The sequence below is a fragment of the Citrobacter sp. Cpo032 genome, from assembly GCF_030332975.1.
Taxonomy (GTDB): domain Bacteria; phylum Pseudomonadota; class Gammaproteobacteria; order Enterobacterales; family Enterobacteriaceae; genus Citrobacter; species Citrobacter portucalensis.
In genome coordinates this window covers 73,658-89,713 of sequence record NZ_JAOWGU010000039.1, presented here as the reverse complement: position 1 = coordinate 89,713, position 16,056 = coordinate 73,658, and the positions used below count along the sequence as shown (strand labels likewise).

Here is a 16,056-nt window from a genome sequence, read left to right as displayed (position 1 = left end):
AGCGAGATAATCAGCTATGGCATTATAGAAGCTGGATTGTGTACGCAATAAAATTGAGATAAACAAGACATTAATGGAATTAACTAATAAATTTCGCGCGGTTAAAAATAAATTACGGAAATAAAATATCTTGAGGTTGCGGGTTTGTAAATAATCTAACTGATAACCATTATTGTTATTTTCCTCTTCTTTGTTGTGTTCTGGAAACTTTAAAAATCTTTTATAAACAATGGGTTTTTATTTATGTCAATTCGCTGTCATGCATTGTAATGAAATGTGATTGATGTAAAAAATAAATAATCCAAACGCCATATAATTATTGGATATATCTAATAACAGGAGGTTATATGAGCATTAGTCGGCGTAATTTTTTGCGAGGAGTGGGTATAGGCTGTTCAGCCTGTGCGATAGGCAGTTTCCCGCCTGGGGCACTGGCGCGAAATTCTCCGGAGAGCATCAAAGGGAAAACATCCCTGACGCCAAGTTTGTGCGAGATGTGTTCTTTTCGCTGTCCAATTCAGGCTCAGGTGATTAATAATAAAACGGTTTTTATTCAGGGAAACCCTAATGCGCCACAACAGGGGACACGTGTCTGCGCTCGCGGCGGCAGCGGCGTTAGCCTGGTCAACGACCCTCATCGCATTGTTAAACCCATGAAACGCACAGGACCTCGCGGGAGCGGTGACTGGCAGGTTATTAGCTGGGAACAGGCGTATAAAGAAATTGCCGAAAAAATGACGGCAATAAAAACGCAATATGGTCCCCAGGGAGTCGTCTTCTCGTCTAAATCTGGCTCGCTGTCTGGCCATTTATTTCACCTCGCGACGGCTTTCGGGTCACCGAATACCTTTACTCACGCATCAACGTGTCCTGCCGGTAAAGCCATCGCCGCTAAAGTGATGATGGGTGGCGATTTAGCCATGGATATCGCCAATACCCGTTATATGGTCTCTTTTGGCCATAACCTCTATGAAGGGATCGAGGTTGCTGATACGCATGAGCTGATGACCGCGCAGGAGAAGGGGGCGAAGATGGTCAGCTTCGATCCCCGTCTGTCCGTATTCTCCAGCAAGGCGGATGAATGGCATGCGCTCAAGCCGGGCGGCGATTTACCGGTGTTGATGGCCATGTGTCACGTCATGATCAATGAAAATCTGTATGACGCGGAATTTGTTGCGCGCTACACCACGGGGTTTGAGCAACTGGCAGAAGCGGTACAAGAGACCACGCCAGAATGGGCGCAGCAGCTCGCGGATGTGCCTGCTGATGTCATTGTTCGGGTCACCCGCGAAATGGCCGCCTGCGCGCCTCATGCCATCGTCAGTCCGGGCCATCGCGCGACGTTTTCGCAAGAAGAAATTGATATGCGGCGCATGATTTTTACCCTCAATGTGCTGCTTGGCAATATTGAGCGTGAAGGCGGTTTGTATCAGAAAAAAGCGGCGGCAACTTACAATAAGCTGGCTGGAGAGAAGGTCGCTCCGGTGCTGGAAAAACCTGATGTCAAATTACCCAAGCCAACGGCGCAGCGTATCGATCTGGTAGCCCCGCAGTTTAAGTACATCGCGGCGGGCGGTGGTGTGGTGCAAAGCATCATTGATGCTGTGTTAAACCAGACGCCTTATCCGGTGAAGGGATGGATTATGTCCCGACACAACCCTTTCCAAACCGTAACCTGTCGACCAGATCTGGTCAAAACCGTTGAACAGCTCGACCTTGTGGTCAGTTGTGATGTCTATTTAAGCGAAAGCGCGGCGTATGCCGACTACCTTTTGCCTGAATGTACTTACCTTGAGCGCGATGAAGAAGTTTCAGACATGTCGGGTCTGAATCCAGCCTATGCCCTGCGTCAGCAGGTAGTAGAACCTATTGGTGATGCGCGTCCGAGCTGGCAAATCTGGAAAGAGCTGGCCGTGCAGTTAGGCCTTGGCCAATTCTACCCATGGCAGGATATGCAAACGCGTCAGTTATACCAGCTTAATGGCGATCATGCGCTATCTGCTGAATTGCGTCAGAAAGGGTATCGGGAGTGGGGTGTTCCGTTGCTGCTGCGTGAACCTGAAGCGGTGCGTCAGTTTGTGGAACGCTATCCGGGCGCGGTGGCGGTTGACAGCGACGGTACCTATGGCGAGCAACTGCGCTTTAAATCTCCGTCAGGAAAAATCGAACTCTATTCCGAAGAGCTGGAAACGCTCCTGCCTGGCTATGGTATTCCGCGCGCGCGCAATTTTGCGCTTAAAGGCGACAGTGAACTCTATTTTATCCAGGGAAAAGTGGCGGTTCATACCAACGGTGCGACGCAATACGTGCCACTGCTTAGCGAGTTGATGTGGGATAACGCGGTGTGGATCCACCCGCAAACGGCCCGTGAAAAAGGCATCAAAAGCGGTGATGACATCTGGCTGGAAAATGCGACCGGCAAGGAAAAAGGCAAAGCGCTGGTCACCGCCGGAATTCGGCCCGATACGCTGTTTGTTTATATGGGATTTGGCGCCAAGGCGGGAGCCAAAACCGCAGCGACAACGCACGGTATCCATTGCGGTAATTTGCTTCCGCATGTTACCAGTCCGGTTTCCGGTACGGTGGTCCACACCGCTGGCGTTACACTTCGTCGGGCATGAGAAAGGAGAACATCATGAATCAATCTACAAACCCTTATGTCATGCTGCATGACGAGAAACGCTGTATCGGCTGTCAGGCATGCACGGTTGCCTGCAAAGTTCTGAATGATGTGCCAGAGGGATTTAGCCGTCTACAGGTGCAGATCCGTTCACCCGAACATGAACCCGAGGTGCTGTCCCACTTCCAGTTTGTTCGCGTTTCCTGTCAGCATTGTGAAGATGCGCCGTGTGTCAGCGTTTGTCCGACCGGTGCATCATTTCGCGACGAAAATGGCATTGTGCAAGTGGATAAGTCTCGCTGTATTGGCTGTGACTACTGCGTTGCCGCTTGTCCGTTCCATGTCCGTTATCTCAATCCGCAAACGGGAATTGCTGACAAATGTAACTTCTGCGCAGATACCCGACTCGAGAGCGGTCACTCGCCCGCCTGCGTTTCCGTTTGTCCGACGGATGCGCTGAAATTTGGTCGTCGTGACGATCCGGAAATTCAGCACTGGATAAATCAAAAAGAGGTTTATCGCCAGCAGGATACGCGTAGCGGTCCGGTGAGTGTTTATCGGCGTAAAGAGATCCATCAGGAGGGTAAAGCATGAATTCTATCTGGGGAGCAGAGCTTAACTATGCGCCGGACTACTGGCCGCTGTGGCTCATTTATGCAGGCGTTGTTGTTGTGCTGATGATTGCGGGCTTGGTTATGCACGCGCTGTTACGTCGGATGCTGGCACCCAAGACGGCAACCGGAGAAGAGCACCGGGATTACCTCTATTCTCTGGCAGTCCGCCGCTGGCACTGGGGTAATGCGTTGCTTTTTATCCTGCTTTTGCTGAGTGGCCTGTTTGGTCACTTCTCTGTCGGACCGGTGGCATTGATGGTGCAGGTACATACCTGGTGCGGTTTCGCCTTGTTGGCCTTCTGGGTTGGTTTTGTGCTAATCAACGCAATCAGCGGCAACGGTTGTCATTACCGGGTGACGTTTAATGGGTTGATATCACGCTGCTTGTTGCAAACGCGCTTTTATCTGTATGGCATCATGAAGGGTGAATCACACCCGTTTGCCGCAACGGCAGAGAGTAAATTTAACCCGCTACAACAGCTGGCTTATCTGGCCATCATGTATGCGCTGGTTCCGCTGCTAATCATCACCGGGTTGTTATGCCTCTACCCGCAGGTAATAGGGGCAGGGCCTGTGATGCTGGTGCTGCATATGGTGTTGGCGATTGTCGGCTTACTGTTCATCTGTGCACATATTTACCTGTGCACGCTGGGTGACACTCCGGGGCAAATTTTCCGCAGCATGATAGATGGCTATCATCGTCATCGCAGCCATCACGCAGAAACGGCACCGCGCAAAGGGTAACGTCAGACGCGGTCGAATTCTGAAATCCTTTCCTTACAGCAAGAAAATGTGCCTTATGTCACATTTTCTTGCAATTTATCCATGTTTGTTCGCCAGAACTTCCGTAAAAAGAACGGCTATTTCTCCATTTCCTGAGGACATGCTGTTGAAACGCCGTTTGTTTATTGCCGCTTCACTATTTGCGATGAGTTTTTCGCCCGCGTACGCGACCGACGTCGCCAGTTTCGCTCCACAGCCTCCGGCAATTAATGCCGGTGCGTGGGTATTAATGGATTACACCACGGGCCAAATCCTGACAGCCGGAAATGAACACCAGCAGCGCAACCCTGCCAGCCTGACCAAGCTGATGACCGGATATGTTGTCGATCGCGCAATCGACAGCAAGCGTATTAGTCCGACAGATATTGTCACCGTAGGGCGCGATGCCTGGGCGAAAGATAATCCGGTATTCGTCGGTTCATCCTTAATGTTCCTGAAAGAAGGTGATCGCGTTTCTGTGCGCGACCTGAGTCGCGGGCTAATTGTTGATTCCGGTAATGATGCCTGCGTGGCGCTGGCGGATTACATCGCCGGAGGGCAGCCGCAGTTTGTCGCGATGATGAACAGCTATGTGCAAAAGCTGAACTTGCGGGACACGCATTTTGAAACGGTACATGGTCTGGATGCGCCAGGTCAGCACAGCTCAGCATACGATCTGGCCGTGCTGTCGAGAGCTATCATCCATGGAGAGCCGGATTTCTACCATATGTACAGTGAAAAAAGCCTTACCTGGAACGGAATCACGCAGCAAAACCGTAACGGTTTGTTGTGGGATAAAACTATGAACGTCGATGGTCTGAAGACAGGACATACCTCCGGCGCTGGATTCAACCTGATTGCTTCTGCCGTTGATGGGCAGCGCCGCCTGATTGCAGTTGTGATGGGGGCGGAGAGTGCGAAAGGGCGTGAAGACCAGGCGCGAAAACTGCTGCAATGGGGACAACAGAACTTCGATACCGTGCAGGTATTACGTAGCGGTAAGCAGGTTGGTATTGAACGGATCTGGTACGGCGATAAAGAAAAAATTAGCCTTGGCACAGAGCAGGATTTCTGGATGGCCCTGCCTAAAGCCGAAGTCGCTAATATCAAGGCAAAATATGTTCTTGATAAGAAAGAACTGGTTGCCCCCATTGCTGCCCATCAACGTGTGGGGGAAATTGAACTCTACGATCGGGATAAACTGGTGGCGCACTGGCCTCTGGTTACGCTGGAGTCTGTCAACGAAGGCGGCGTCTTCTCGCGTTTGAGCGATTACTTCCACCACAAGGCGTAGTTTTTCCTGATGTGCCTGACTGGCAAGAGTGCGAATCTGCTCACATAATAATCACTGATTCCTTGTGGCCGTCATACCTAAAAATTACACTGTATATAAATACAGTGTAATAACGGAGGTTATATGGAGTACGAGATAAAGCAGGTTGAGAAACGCATAATTGCCGGTTTCCATATGGTTGGACCGTGGGAACAAACGGTAAAGCAGGGTTTCGAGCAGTTAATGATGTGGGTCGACGGTAAGCAGATCGTACCGCTGGAATGGATAGCTGTTTATTACGACAATCCTGACGTTGTTCCGGCGGAAAAACTGCGTTGTGATACCGTGGTGTCTGTGCCTGAAGGTTTTGAGATCCCAGAAAACAGCGAAGGGGTGATCCAGACCGAACTGGCGGGGGGCGACTATGCTATCGCCGTTGCGCGCGTTGAAAATCATGACTTCGCGACGCCGTGGTATCAGTTCTTTGAGCGCCTGCTGCAGGATTCGACGTATGCGATAGCCGCTAAACCTTGCTTTGAAGTTTATATGAACAATGGCATGGAGGACGGCTACTGGGACATTGAAATGTACGTGCCGGTACAGTCGAAGTAACTGTTTTTGGTGTAAATCAGGATGAATGTCCTGGTCATCAGGGTGATGTTTTCACTCAAAAAACAGGTACAATTCTGTTCTTTGCAATTCCCTGACGGAGTGCATGAGTGCGTGCAGATAAGTCACTGAGTCCTTTTGAAATTCGTTTGTATCGTCATTATCGTGTGGTGCATGGTGTTCGCATTGCGCTGGCGTTTCTTTTTACTTTTCTGTTGGTTCGCCTGTTGAACATTCCTGAAGGTACATGGCCTCTGATTACGTTGGTGGTAATTATGGGGCCTATTTCCTTTTGGGGGAACGTTGTCCCCAGAGCGTTTGAGCGTATTGGCGGGACAATTCTGGGTTCGGTACTTGGGCTGGTGGCTCTTCGTCTGGAGCTCTTTTCACTTCCGCTAATGCTGATATGGTGCGCGGTGGCGATGTTTCTCTGCGGCTGGCTGGCACTGGGTAAAAAGCCGTATCAGGCGTTGCTGATTGGTATAACGCTTGCGGTCGTTGTGGGTGCCCCCGCTGGAGATATGAACACAGCGTTATGGCGTGGTGGCGATGTTATTCTGGGTTCATTACTGGCAATGCTGTTTACCGGTATCTGGCCGCAGCGGGCATTTATACACTGGCGAATTCAGCTGGCGCATTGCGTAACGGGGTACAATCGGGTGTATCAGGCTGCGCTATCTCCCAACCTGCTGGAGCAACCGCGACTGGAGAAGCATTTACAACAGCTTTTAAGTGATGTTGTCAAAATGCGTGGGCTCATCGTTCCTGCCAGCAAAGAAACCCGCATTCAAAAATCCATCTTTGAAGCTATTCAGACGGTTAATCGTAACCTGGTCTGCATGCTTGAGCTGCAAATCAATGCGCTCTGGGCCAGCCGTACCAGCCACTTTGTCATGTTGAATGCGTATACTTTGCGTGAAACACAGCTCAGGACACAACAGGCGCTACTGACGATAACCCACGCATTGTATGAAGGTAATCCACAACCGGTGCTTGCCAATACGGAAAAACTCAATGACACCGTGGTGGAGTTACGTCAGCTTATTGCTGAGCATAAGGGCGATAATGTCGCTGAAACGCCCATTCACGGCTACGTTTGGCTAAATATGGAAATGGCGCGACAGCTGGAGTTGCTCTCTCATTTGATCTGTCGCGCGCTGCGCAAATAAAGAGCAGATGAGGGGATTGGTTCTACTGCTGCTTCGATTCAGCAACGATTAGAGGTATGATACTGAAAAAGGCTAAAACCATTGGTAACTGCAATGGCTTTACCCTCGATAATTCAGGTTTCAACCATGCATGGTCGATGCAGATGCAACTTGAAGTATGGCGGGCATGAAAGTAATGTTGACCCACTTTAGCCGTTGTTTTAACGAATCCGAATCTCACATTATCAGGGGTGTAAAAATGGAAACTACCAAGCCTTCTTTCCAGGACGTGCTGGAATTTGTTCGTCTGTTCCGTCGTAAAAACAAACTGCAACGTGAAATCCAGGACGTTGAGAAAAAGATCCGTGACAACCAGAAACGTGTTCTGCTGCTGGACAACCTGAGCGACTACATCAAGCCTGGAATGAGCGTGGAAGCGATTCAGGGCATTATCGCCAGCATGAAAAGCGATTATGAAGATCGTGTTGATGATTACATCATCAAAAACGCTGAGATCTCTAAAGAGCGCCGCGACATCTCTAAAAAGCTGAAAGCGATGGGCGAAGTGAAAAACGGCGAAGCGAAAGCCGAGTAACGATTTTATGCTTGTCCGGGTCGCTGCATAGCGGCGGCCCTTATTGCAGTTCGACCCCGCCAGTTACCATCCGCAACAAATGCTGTTCCGGCCAGTGTTCCGTTAATTTTTTCTGCGTCAGCATCCATTTAATGTAGTCCACATCATGACGCTTTCTGTCGAGCATCAGACCGACTACGCTGCCACTGTGCGCAACGTTGACACCGTATAAATCACATTCTTCTACCAGCGCTAAAAGTGAATCAAAATTTGGTTTAGGTAACAGCAACTGGCTGGCGATCGCGCTCAGCGTGGCGGCTTCACCCATCCGATAAGGATTTTGACTGATACAGGCTTCCTGTACCTTTTCCCATGCGCGTTTCAGCGCTGGAGCGCCTGCCAGTAACCCTGACTGGCGTGGAGTACGGTGATAATCAGCAGTAAGCAAGGTTTCCGGACTTTCGAGAACCAGCAGATCGAGTTGAGGCTGGGCTTCACAGGCAATTTGCGTGGAGGCGTCGTTATGATCGAACAGAGTAAGCTGGCGGAAAACGGTGCTGTCGGTAGGTTCCAGCGAAACGCAAAGCTGCGCCAGAGTGGATTCGTCTAGCTGATGCCCCAGATACTGCGCCGTGGCGATTGCCGTGGCGGCGATATCCGCTGTGCTGCTGGCCATCCCTTTAGCGACAGGAATGGTTGACTGGACATCAATTCGAATATCCTGACTCATTTGTGCCGGGTATTGCCAGTGCAGCAATAACCTCTCAACCATCGCCCGCGAAAGTGGACGTTCATCTGTCAGCGGTGAACCTGAAGTGACCTCAACGGTGCTATACCATTCAACCGGGCAGGAGACCAATTTCTCACTGCCCAGAATCCAGCCCTGGATAAGTTCTCCGCACGATGCGGGACATTGCGCAACAGCCACGTCTTCACCTATGTGATCAGAAATCTTCGGCGCATAGTGTCATGGCGATCGCGCTATTACCATGATTTGCCGCAATTTGCGGTGCGGCAGTATTATGCAGGAATGCCCAATGTCACAGTTTCAGATATCGCTAAACGCATAACGTCTTGCGCAATCATCAGCTCTTCATTGGTATTAATCACCGCCACTTTGACCATCGCATTTTCCGTCTGAATGAAGGTGGCATTACGCTGATTTTTTTCCTCATCAACGGCCAGCCCCAGGAAATTCAGATTACGACAAATCGCAGCGCGCGCCCGTGCGGAGTTTTCGCCAATACCACCGGTAAACACCAGGGCATCCAGACCGCCCATCTGCATAATATAGCTACCAATGGTGGCACGAATGCGCTCAGCAAAAAGCGTCAATGCCAGCGCCGCCTGGTGATTGCCCGTATCTGCGGCATGTTCAACGTCGCGGTAGTCAGGTGAGATGCCAGAAACACCGAGCAATCCGGACTCATTGTTGAGCAATTGGTTGAGCTGCTGCGGTGTTTTGCCTTCTCGCAGGGCAATCCACGGTAAAATGGACGGATCGATATCGCCACTTCGCGTGCCCATCATCACGCCAGACTGCGGCGTAAAGCCCATTGACGTATTCACCGATTGTCCGCCTTTGATGGCGCAGATGCTGCTGCCGTTGCCCAGATGACAACAAACAACGCGCAGGGCGCTGAGTGGTACACCCAGTTTTTCAGCAAGCTGTGAGCTAACGTATTTGTGGCTGGTACCATGAAAACCATAGCGACGAATACCCAACTCTGCATAGTAACGCCAGGGCAGGGGATAGATGAAAGAAGGCTCATCAAGCGTTTGATGAAAGGCGGTGTCGAACACCGCAACGGCTGGTGTTTTGGGCAATAGCTGGCGGAATACCGCGATCCCCAACGCATTTACCGGGTTATGCAGAGGGGCCAGTTCCGCGAGTCGCTCGATTTCTGCCAGCGTTTCATCAGTTACCAGTGCGGAGTCTTTAAAAGATTCTCCGCCGTGCGCGACGCGATGACCCACGCCGTCGATCTCTTCCAGACTGTTGATAATGTGGTGGTTGAGCAGTTTTTCCAGGAGCAACGTTACGGCTTCACGGTGATCGGCTACGGGCAAAGTCTCCTGCCATTTCTGCGCTGGCGTTTTTAGGGTGACCTGCGCATCAGACAAACCGATACGTTCAATCAACCCCTGACAGATCATTTCACCCTGCGGCATCGCCAGTAGTTGAAATTTAAGCGAGGAACTACCTGCATTAATGGCCATTATTTTGTGAGACATGAAGGTTCCTTTGCATTCAGAAAAATGAACATCTCATCGACCCCAGTATTCTCCAGCGCGCTGGTGACAAATACTTTTTGCGCACCAGCCTGAACTAACCAACTCTCCACAAGAGAAATACGCTGCGGATTGGCTAAATCGGCTTTGGTAACGAGGCCAATAACGGGTCGGTTCATTGGTCCGGTAAAACCGGGAGAAAATGGTGACCACGGCGCGTCAGCATTGAGTACCAGCGCAATAATGTCTGCTTCACAGGCGCTGGCCAGCAGCGCGCTGTACAGGCAGCGGTTCTCAAGATATTCACCCGGTGTGTCTATTGTCGTAGGAGACCAGACTATGGCCTGGGTCTTCTGATAGTGAAGCGCTTCTCCCCGCATGCACTGCGTGAGCGATGTTTTACCGCACTGGCTGGGGCCAATTAGCATGATACGTTTCATGAGATTACGTCCGGGTGATGGGACACGCGGTAAAACGCATCATTTCGCCCAGCGTTCGGGTTACCTGTTTCAGCGCGTACTCAACGGCGGAAACATCACCCGTCAGTACCACCGCACCGGTAAACCGGTCGAGAAAACCAATCTCTACCGCCCCTGATTTCGTGGCGATATCACAGGCGATGATTGAGGCTTCGCTGGGGGTAATGGTCAGAATACCGATTGCGGAAACCGCATCTGGTAATCCCAGCTTCTTGAACAAATCTTTACCTGGATTAGCAATAAGATGCGCCAGCGTGACCTGTTTGCCTGGTACATATTCCTGAATCATTCGATCCGTGGTGGGTTGTCTTTCCATTATCCCTCCACCATTTGTCGCCACATGCTTTCATGCGTGCGGGGTATGACAGAGCGGTAAACCAGCAGGCCTTTTTCACCCGCACTTTCACTGGCAACCGTCACTGCGTTATTCACATCGGATACATCGCCAGCAACGACCATGTAGCACTTGCCGCCAATACCAAATGCCATATGGACGCGTACCAGCGTGACGTTGGAGGCTTTAACCGCCCGGTCGGCGGCGCAGATGCAGGCAGCAACGCTCCATGTTTCGACAATACCAACAGCCTGACGCTTATCCACGCTGTTTAGTCCGCTGATTGCGGGGAGTACGCTGGCATGAATGTTGGGGAGTACCAGACTGTCAACGAGCATATCGCCAGCAAGAGATGTTCCAGTGGCAATCGCCTGTTGTACGGCACCTACGTCACCACCGAGCATGAGTAGAAATTTTCCCGGGCAGATGGTCTTGCTGACCAGTAAATTCACATTCGCGCTTTTTAACATGGCATCACCCGCTTCCATCCCTTTGGCAATGCTGGTGAGTTCTAAAATCCCTATAGCCTGAGACATGATTAACCTCTAATTACCGTGATAGATTGCTCAGTGATTTCGCTGACAATACCGTCAATGCTGGCGTGAACAGGCGCGCCTAATGCACCGGACGGCACATCGGCAACGCATTGACCGCGAACAACGCGTTCGCCTTGTTCTACACATGGGATGGCGCTGGCACCAATATGCTGGCGTAACAACAGCGTCGTTTTATCTGTGGAATAATCAGTCTCAGCCCGTGGCGCATCGTGATACCAGTCGCTAAGACCCAGTTTGGTAATAAGGCGCTTAACCGGGATCAACCGGTATTTCGCCATTTCATCCTCAGGATTTAGCGGCCCTTCATAACGATGGTTGAGCGCCCGCAGCTCGCGTTTCAGCATACGGTTGATGCGCATCGGTGAAATCCCAACCGGGCAGGCTACGCTTTCACACACATTGCATTCTGAACAGGTCAGGGCGGTGAGCAGCAGCTGTGGTGTGGCCGCCTGCTGATAATTAACCGCACGAACCAACAGGTGCGGGGATAACTCATGGCCGATCAAATGCCTTGGGCACAAATCCGTACACAAACGGCACTGCTCGCAAACGGTTTTTGCTACAGAAAGCACGGTGCGTTCATCCTGCATCCGCCGCTGAATTAACGCATGAGACTTAGGCAAAACCAGCAGGCCCCCGGTGGTCTTGCTTACGGGGGTATCCAGTGAAGTAATCAGGCCGCCCATCATCGGACCACCGTTAATAAAGCCGGGATCGTCAACGGTTGCGCCACCGGCCAGCGCCAGAACGTCACGTAAAGACATTCCGATAGGGACAGTGAGTGTGATGGGACTGGCGACTGCGCCGTTAACAGTCAGGGTACGACGCGTCACGGGGTACTGCTGCTCAACTGCTCTGGCGATGTTGAGCACGGTCTGAACGTTATTGACCACCACACCGACGCTGACCGGCAGCGCGGCAGGCGGAACTCTCCGACCTGTTGCCATCCAGATGGTCAGAACCTCGTCACCAGCCGGGTAGACATCAGGCAAAATATGTAAGCGGATCCCGGCAGGTAGAAGGGGCGTTAATGCATTGATAGCACCTTGGTATTTCTCCTTGAGCGCAATAATTCCGGCACTGGCTCCCGTCGCCGTCATGGCATATTGAACGCCGCGGATAAGTCGCTCAGCCTGGACGGCCATCAACTGCTGGTCAACTTTCAGCATTGGCTCACATTCAGCCGCATTGACCAGAAAGGTATCGACCTGCGCCTGTAATTTTACGTGAGTAGGAAAGCCTGCGCCTCCGGCGCCGACAACACCCGCTGCGCGAACGCGTTCGCGAATGGTCTGTGCATCATAAAGCGTGGACTCTGCCGTCATGGCTGTCTTCATAATAATTCCTCAAGCAGTTCCTGCATGGCACTGGCATCGGCAACACGAGGATTGGTTTGCAGCGTGACGTCAGCCAGCGCGGCCTGAACCATCAATGGGATACGTTGTGACCAGGCTTGCTTTCCGTCTTTAAGCGCGTCAACAAAAGAAGGCAACGCACACTGTTTTTTGAGTAGCTCGATATGATGAATGAGCGCATTCAATGCCGCTGTATCGTTCGCGTTATCCGGGCATAGGTGGCAGGCTTTAGCAAAACGGGCATAGCGCTTCGCAGCTCGCGGATCGCGGGCATTAAAATGAATGACATGGGTCAGCAGCAGCGCATTGGCAAGTCCATGCGGCAGATGAAACTGACCACCCAATTGATGGGCAATCGCATGATTGATCCCCAGTCCAGCCTGACTAAATGCCATTCCCGCGAGCGTTGATGCATTGTGCATTTTCCCCCTGGTTGCCAGACAGTCGCCTTTGCTGACGGCGACAGGCAGGTACTGGAAGACGATTTGAGCGGCTTTTTCAGCCAGTGCGTCTGTGAAGTCGCTGGCCTTCGTGGACACGTAAGCCTCCAGCGCATGCGTTAACACGTCCATGCCGGTATTCGCGGTGATGGCAGGTGGTACGCTGACGACCAACGTTGGATCAAGGATGGCCATGTCCGGGTAAAGCGCATTATTAAACAATGGATATTTAATGCCTTTATCCGGATCGCTAATCACGCAGGCACTGGTTACCTCGGAGCCTGTGCCGCTGGTGGTGGGAATTGCGACACAGGTTTCAATTTCAATACCGAACTGTCGGCTGAACCAGACGATGGCTTTTGCGGCGTCCAGTGCTGAGCCGCCACCAAAACCCATCACGACGTCCGGTCGCAGGGACTGCATTTGTGCAATCCCTTGTACTACCGTACCGATGGTGGGATCGGGGGTGATATCGCTGAAAATGCTGATGCGGTTATCCGCTGGCAGAGCGTTGCGCAGCTTTTCAATCAGGGGAGAACGCGCGAGAAAACCATCGCAAATAATCCAGATATGCTTATTCGTGAAACGCTTGAGCACATCCAGACTTCCCTGGCCGCTGTACAATCGAGTTTGCAGTGAAAAGCTATTCATAACGGCCCCATTAGCGAATAGAAAAACCGTTTGTCAGCACGCAACGACGAGAGCGTGCGAAAGTGCGCGCAGATGTTGTTCCTTCACCGGTTGGCGTCGCAATAGTGAAGGTTGTAAAACCTTCGCCACCAACGCCGATCCCGGCGTAAGAGGGGCCATTTTTCACAAAGATGGAGGTCTGAAGCGTGCGCGCGGCAAGGTTCAAACGTGACACATTTTGCGAATGCATAATGGCGGTGTGATGCAATCCCTCTTCAACTTTCAGGGCCAACGTTAATGCATTGTCAAAATCGCTCACCGTTACGACGGGGAGCATTGGCATCAATTGCTCGCTGGTAACCCACGGGTCGTCAGCCTTGACGATGCCTGTCAGTAATCGAGGTGCTTTTGCCGGAACCGGTATTCCTGCTGCTTCCAGTAAGGTTGCTGGGCTTTTACCTACCAGTTTTTTATTGGCTATGCCTTCTGGTAGACAGACAGCGCGCAGTTTGTCTACCTCTTCGCTATTGAGAAGCATCGCACCAAAAGACTGCATCTGTTGAACCAGTCGTTCGGCAACGGCATCAACAACAATCAGGCTCTTCTCAGCAATGCAGGGGAGGTTGTAATCAAAGGATGCGCCATTGATGATATCTTCCGCCGCCTTAACCAGGTCGGCCGTTTCATCAACAATGCAGGGTGGATTTCCTGCGCCTGCGCCGATGACTTTTTTCCCGCTTTTCATGCCCATAGCAACAATGCCTGGGCCACCGGTAATCGCCAGAACTGCGATTTTAGGGTGCGCCATCATCTGCTGGGTAGCCTCAAAGGTGGGTTCTGTGACCGTAACGACAAGATTACGAATTCCGCAGCAACGGAAAGCAATATCTTCAATCATGGCAATCAGCTTGAGTGAAACCTTTTTAGCACCCGGATGCGGACTGAAGTAAACGCTATTCCCTGCCGCCAGCATGCTGATGCTGTTGTTAATAATGGTCTCTGTCGGGTTAGTACTGGGGGCGACAGAACCAATCACGCCAAATGGGGAATACTCGAATAACACCATGCCGCCGTCACCGGTTAACGCCGTGGTAGTGAGATCTTCGATTCCTGGAGTGTTGTCCAGCGCAGCTTTATTCTTGAGGAATTTATCCTCTTTGTTGCCCATTCCTGTTTCAGCTGCGCTCTCAGCGGCCAATGAAGCAAGATGAGGCGTCAGTTCTTCGCGTAGGGCGTTTATGATGGCGCTGCGGGTTTTCAATGGACATTGCTGGTAACGCAGAAAAGCCTGATGCGCTGCATCGATAGCTTCGCCAACGGACGGAAAAATACCGTTACCCTGAACTTCTGCTTTTGCCGGGGCGAGTTGCTCACTCAAAATGTTACGAATAAGGGTTTCAAGTTCTGAAGTATTCATTGATGTGTTCTCACGTTAATCGCCGCAATGGCCGTTTCTGCAATGTCCATATCCTGTTCAACGCTTCCTCCGCTGATGCCAAGACCCCCGAGGAGTAAACCCTCACGCCATAATGCGTACCCGCCACCGAAGGTGACGACTTTTCCCTGCATATGGCTTTCCAGACCGTAAAGCGCAGCGCCGGGTTGCACTGCCGATGTCAGCTCATGCGTGGCGGTTTTCATCGCCACGGCAGTCCAGGCCTTTTTGGGTGCCAGTTCGCTACTCACGAGTAAAGCGTCAGGCATGCGCCAGGCCACCATTTGGGTCCCGTTCGCATCAACAATGCTTATGACGACCGGAACCTGAAGTTCTTCTGCTCTCGTCACCGCAGCGCGAGTGAGTTGGTGGAGCTCCTGAAAAGACAGAGACATAGTCGGCTCCTTTATGGCTGGTGCTTGAACGGCAGCGAGATAGCGCTCAGCCACTTTCTGAATGATGTCGTTTTGATGTGCGTCATGATCTTCTGCCCGTGCAATTGCATATAAGCAGTCGGACAGGCGATTGATATAACGCATCAGCACGTGTCTGACGGATATCTCGGTGGAGAGCTCGACCAGTCGTCTCTCTGCGCGGCGTGCCAGCGTACGGGCAAAGTGCAGCCGGCTGGCGGCTTCGCTGCGGCCAGGTAGAATAAAGCTGCGCAGGGGCGGTACTCTTCCCATTGCGGTATCGATGGCCGCTTCCAGTGCCGCAATTTCTTCTGAGCTGATGTAGCGCTGCTCTGGCGTTGGTTCTTCGCTTTCGCTTGCCAGTTCGGCGCTGAACCAAAAAAGCTGCAGCTGGATATTCTCAAGTAACTGCCGGTGCTGCGGGTTTTTCGCTGCACAAATGCACAGACTTAGCGCCGCATTCAGTTCGTCCAGCGTACCGTAGGCTTCCACGCGTGGATGCGTTTTGCTCACGCGCTGTCCGGTAAAGAGGGCTGTTGTTCCTGCATCACCAGTGCGGGTATAAATCGCCATAGTTCCTC

16 protein-coding genes are annotated in these 16,056 nt (G+C 51.7%); 7 read left to right on the top strand and 9 right to left on the bottom strand.

Annotation, left to right across the window (positions count from 1 at the left end; translation table 11 throughout):
• Nucleotides 1-347: 347 nt before the first annotated feature.
• The 7 genes from phsA to OGY33_RS09575 all read left to right on the top strand — a co-directional run bounded on the left by phsA (nucleotide 348) and on the right by OGY33_RS09575 (nucleotide 7,621).
• Nucleotides 348-2,621 carry a thiosulfate reductase PhsA gene (gene phsA / locus OGY33_RS09605; protein WP_191238338.1) on the top strand — a complete coding sequence of 758 codons (2,274 nt, stop codon included), beginning with the start codon at nucleotides 348-350 and terminating at the stop codon, nucleotides 2,619-2,621.
• Between the two features lie 14 nt (nucleotides 2,622-2,635).
• Nucleotides 2,636-3,214 carry a thiosulfate reductase electron transport protein PhsB gene (phsB, locus tag OGY33_RS09600; RefSeq protein WP_048215988.1) on the top strand — a complete coding sequence of 193 codons (579 nt, stop codon included), beginning with the start codon at nucleotides 2,636-2,638 and terminating at the stop codon, nucleotides 3,212-3,214.
• Complete coding sequence (gene phsC / locus OGY33_RS09595) at nucleotides 3,211-3,978, top strand: thiosulfate reductase cytochrome B subunit (protein ID WP_191238339.1); 768 nt, start codon at nucleotides 3,211-3,213, stop codon at nucleotides 3,976-3,978. The genes phsB and phsC overlap by 4 nt, the downstream gene beginning before the upstream one ends.
• 139 nt (nucleotides 3,979-4,117) lie before the next feature.
• The gene (gene dacD, locus OGY33_RS09590; RefSeq protein ID WP_048235085.1) at nucleotides 4,118-5,290 is read left to right on the top strand and encodes a serine-type D-Ala-D-Ala carboxypeptidase DacD; all 1,173 of its coding nucleotides are present in this window, start codon (nucleotides 4,118-4,120) and stop codon (nucleotides 5,288-5,290) included.
• 123 nt (nucleotides 5,291-5,413) lie between these two features.
• Complete coding sequence (gene sbmC / locus OGY33_RS09585) at nucleotides 5,414-5,881, top strand: DNA gyrase inhibitor SbmC (RefSeq protein ID WP_008785156.1); 468 nt, start codon at nucleotides 5,414-5,416, stop codon at nucleotides 5,879-5,881.
• Between the two features lie 107 nt (nucleotides 5,882-5,988).
• A complete protein-coding gene (locus OGY33_RS09580) occupies nucleotides 5,989-7,047 on the top strand; it encodes an FUSC family protein (RefSeq protein ID WP_191238340.1) in 1,059 nt (352 codons plus the stop codon).
• A gap of 238 nt (nucleotides 7,048-7,285) precedes the next feature.
• Nucleotides 7,286-7,621, top strand: a complete 336-nt coding sequence (locus OGY33_RS09575) for a DUF496 family protein (RefSeq protein WP_003834176.1) — start codon at nucleotides 7,286-7,288, stop codon at nucleotides 7,619-7,621.
• Nucleotides 7,622-7,661: 40 nt separating this feature from the next.
• Here OGY33_RS09575 and OGY33_RS09570 read toward each other — a convergent pair whose 3' ends face one another.
• The 9 genes from OGY33_RS09570 to pduO all read right to left on the bottom strand — a co-directional run bounded on the left by OGY33_RS09570 (nucleotide 7,662) and on the right by pduO (nucleotide 16,048).
• Complete coding sequence (locus tag OGY33_RS09570; RefSeq protein WP_003834174.1) at nucleotides 7,662-8,528, bottom strand: GHMP family kinase ATP-binding protein; 867 nt, start codon at nucleotides 8,526-8,528, stop codon at nucleotides 7,662-7,664.
• A 92-nt stretch (nucleotides 8,529-8,620) separates the two neighbouring features.
• The gene (locus OGY33_RS09565; RefSeq protein WP_008785153.1) at nucleotides 8,621-9,835 is read right to left on the bottom strand and encodes an acetate/propionate family kinase; all 1,215 of its coding nucleotides are present in this window, start codon (nucleotides 9,833-9,835) and stop codon (nucleotides 8,621-8,623) included.
• Nucleotides 9,820-10,272 carry a propanediol utilization protein PduV gene (pduV, locus tag OGY33_RS09560; RefSeq protein WP_008785152.1) on the bottom strand — a complete coding sequence of 151 codons (453 nt, stop codon included), beginning with the start codon at nucleotides 10,270-10,272 and terminating at the stop codon, nucleotides 9,820-9,822. Before pduV ends, OGY33_RS09565 begins: the two co-directional genes overlap by 16 nt.
• A 4-nt stretch (nucleotides 10,273-10,276) precedes the next feature.
• Entirely contained in the window at nucleotides 10,277-10,627 is a 351-nt protein-coding gene (gene pduU / locus OGY33_RS09555) for a propanediol utilization microcompartment protein PduU (protein ID WP_008785151.1), read from the bottom strand.
• Nucleotides 10,627-11,181: a propanediol utilization microcompartment protein PduT gene (pduT, locus tag OGY33_RS09550; RefSeq protein ID WP_191238341.1), complete on the bottom strand. Its 555-nt coding sequence runs from the start codon at nucleotides 11,179-11,181 to the stop codon at nucleotides 10,627-10,629. Before pduT ends, pduU begins: the two co-directional genes overlap by 1 nt.
• Nucleotides 11,182-11,183: 2 nt before the next feature.
• Nucleotides 11,184-12,539, bottom strand: coding sequence for a cobalamin reductase PduS (gene pduS / locus OGY33_RS09545; protein WP_191238342.1), 1,356 nt, complete (start codon nucleotides 12,537-12,539; stop codon nucleotides 11,184-11,186).
• On the bottom strand, nucleotides 12,536-13,648 hold the full coding sequence (locus tag OGY33_RS09540) for a 1-propanol dehydrogenase PduQ (protein ID WP_103285496.1): 1,113 nt from the start codon (nucleotides 13,646-13,648) through the stop codon (nucleotides 12,536-12,538). The genes pduS and OGY33_RS09540 overlap by 4 nt, the downstream gene beginning before the upstream one ends.
• Nucleotides 13,649-13,658: 10 nt before the next feature.
• On the bottom strand, nucleotides 13,659-15,044 hold the full coding sequence (gene pduP / locus OGY33_RS09535) for a CoA-acylating propionaldehyde dehydrogenase PduP (protein ID WP_191238343.1): 1,386 nt from the start codon (nucleotides 15,042-15,044) through the stop codon (nucleotides 13,659-13,661).
• Nucleotides 15,041-16,048 carry a two-domain cob(I)yrinic acid a,c-diamide adenosyltransferase PduO gene (gene pduO, locus OGY33_RS09530; RefSeq protein ID WP_191238344.1) on the bottom strand — a complete coding sequence of 336 codons (1,008 nt, stop codon included), beginning with the start codon at nucleotides 16,046-16,048 and terminating at the stop codon, nucleotides 15,041-15,043. Before pduO ends, pduP begins: the two co-directional genes overlap by 4 nt.
• Nucleotides 16,049-16,056 lie beyond the last annotated feature (8 nt).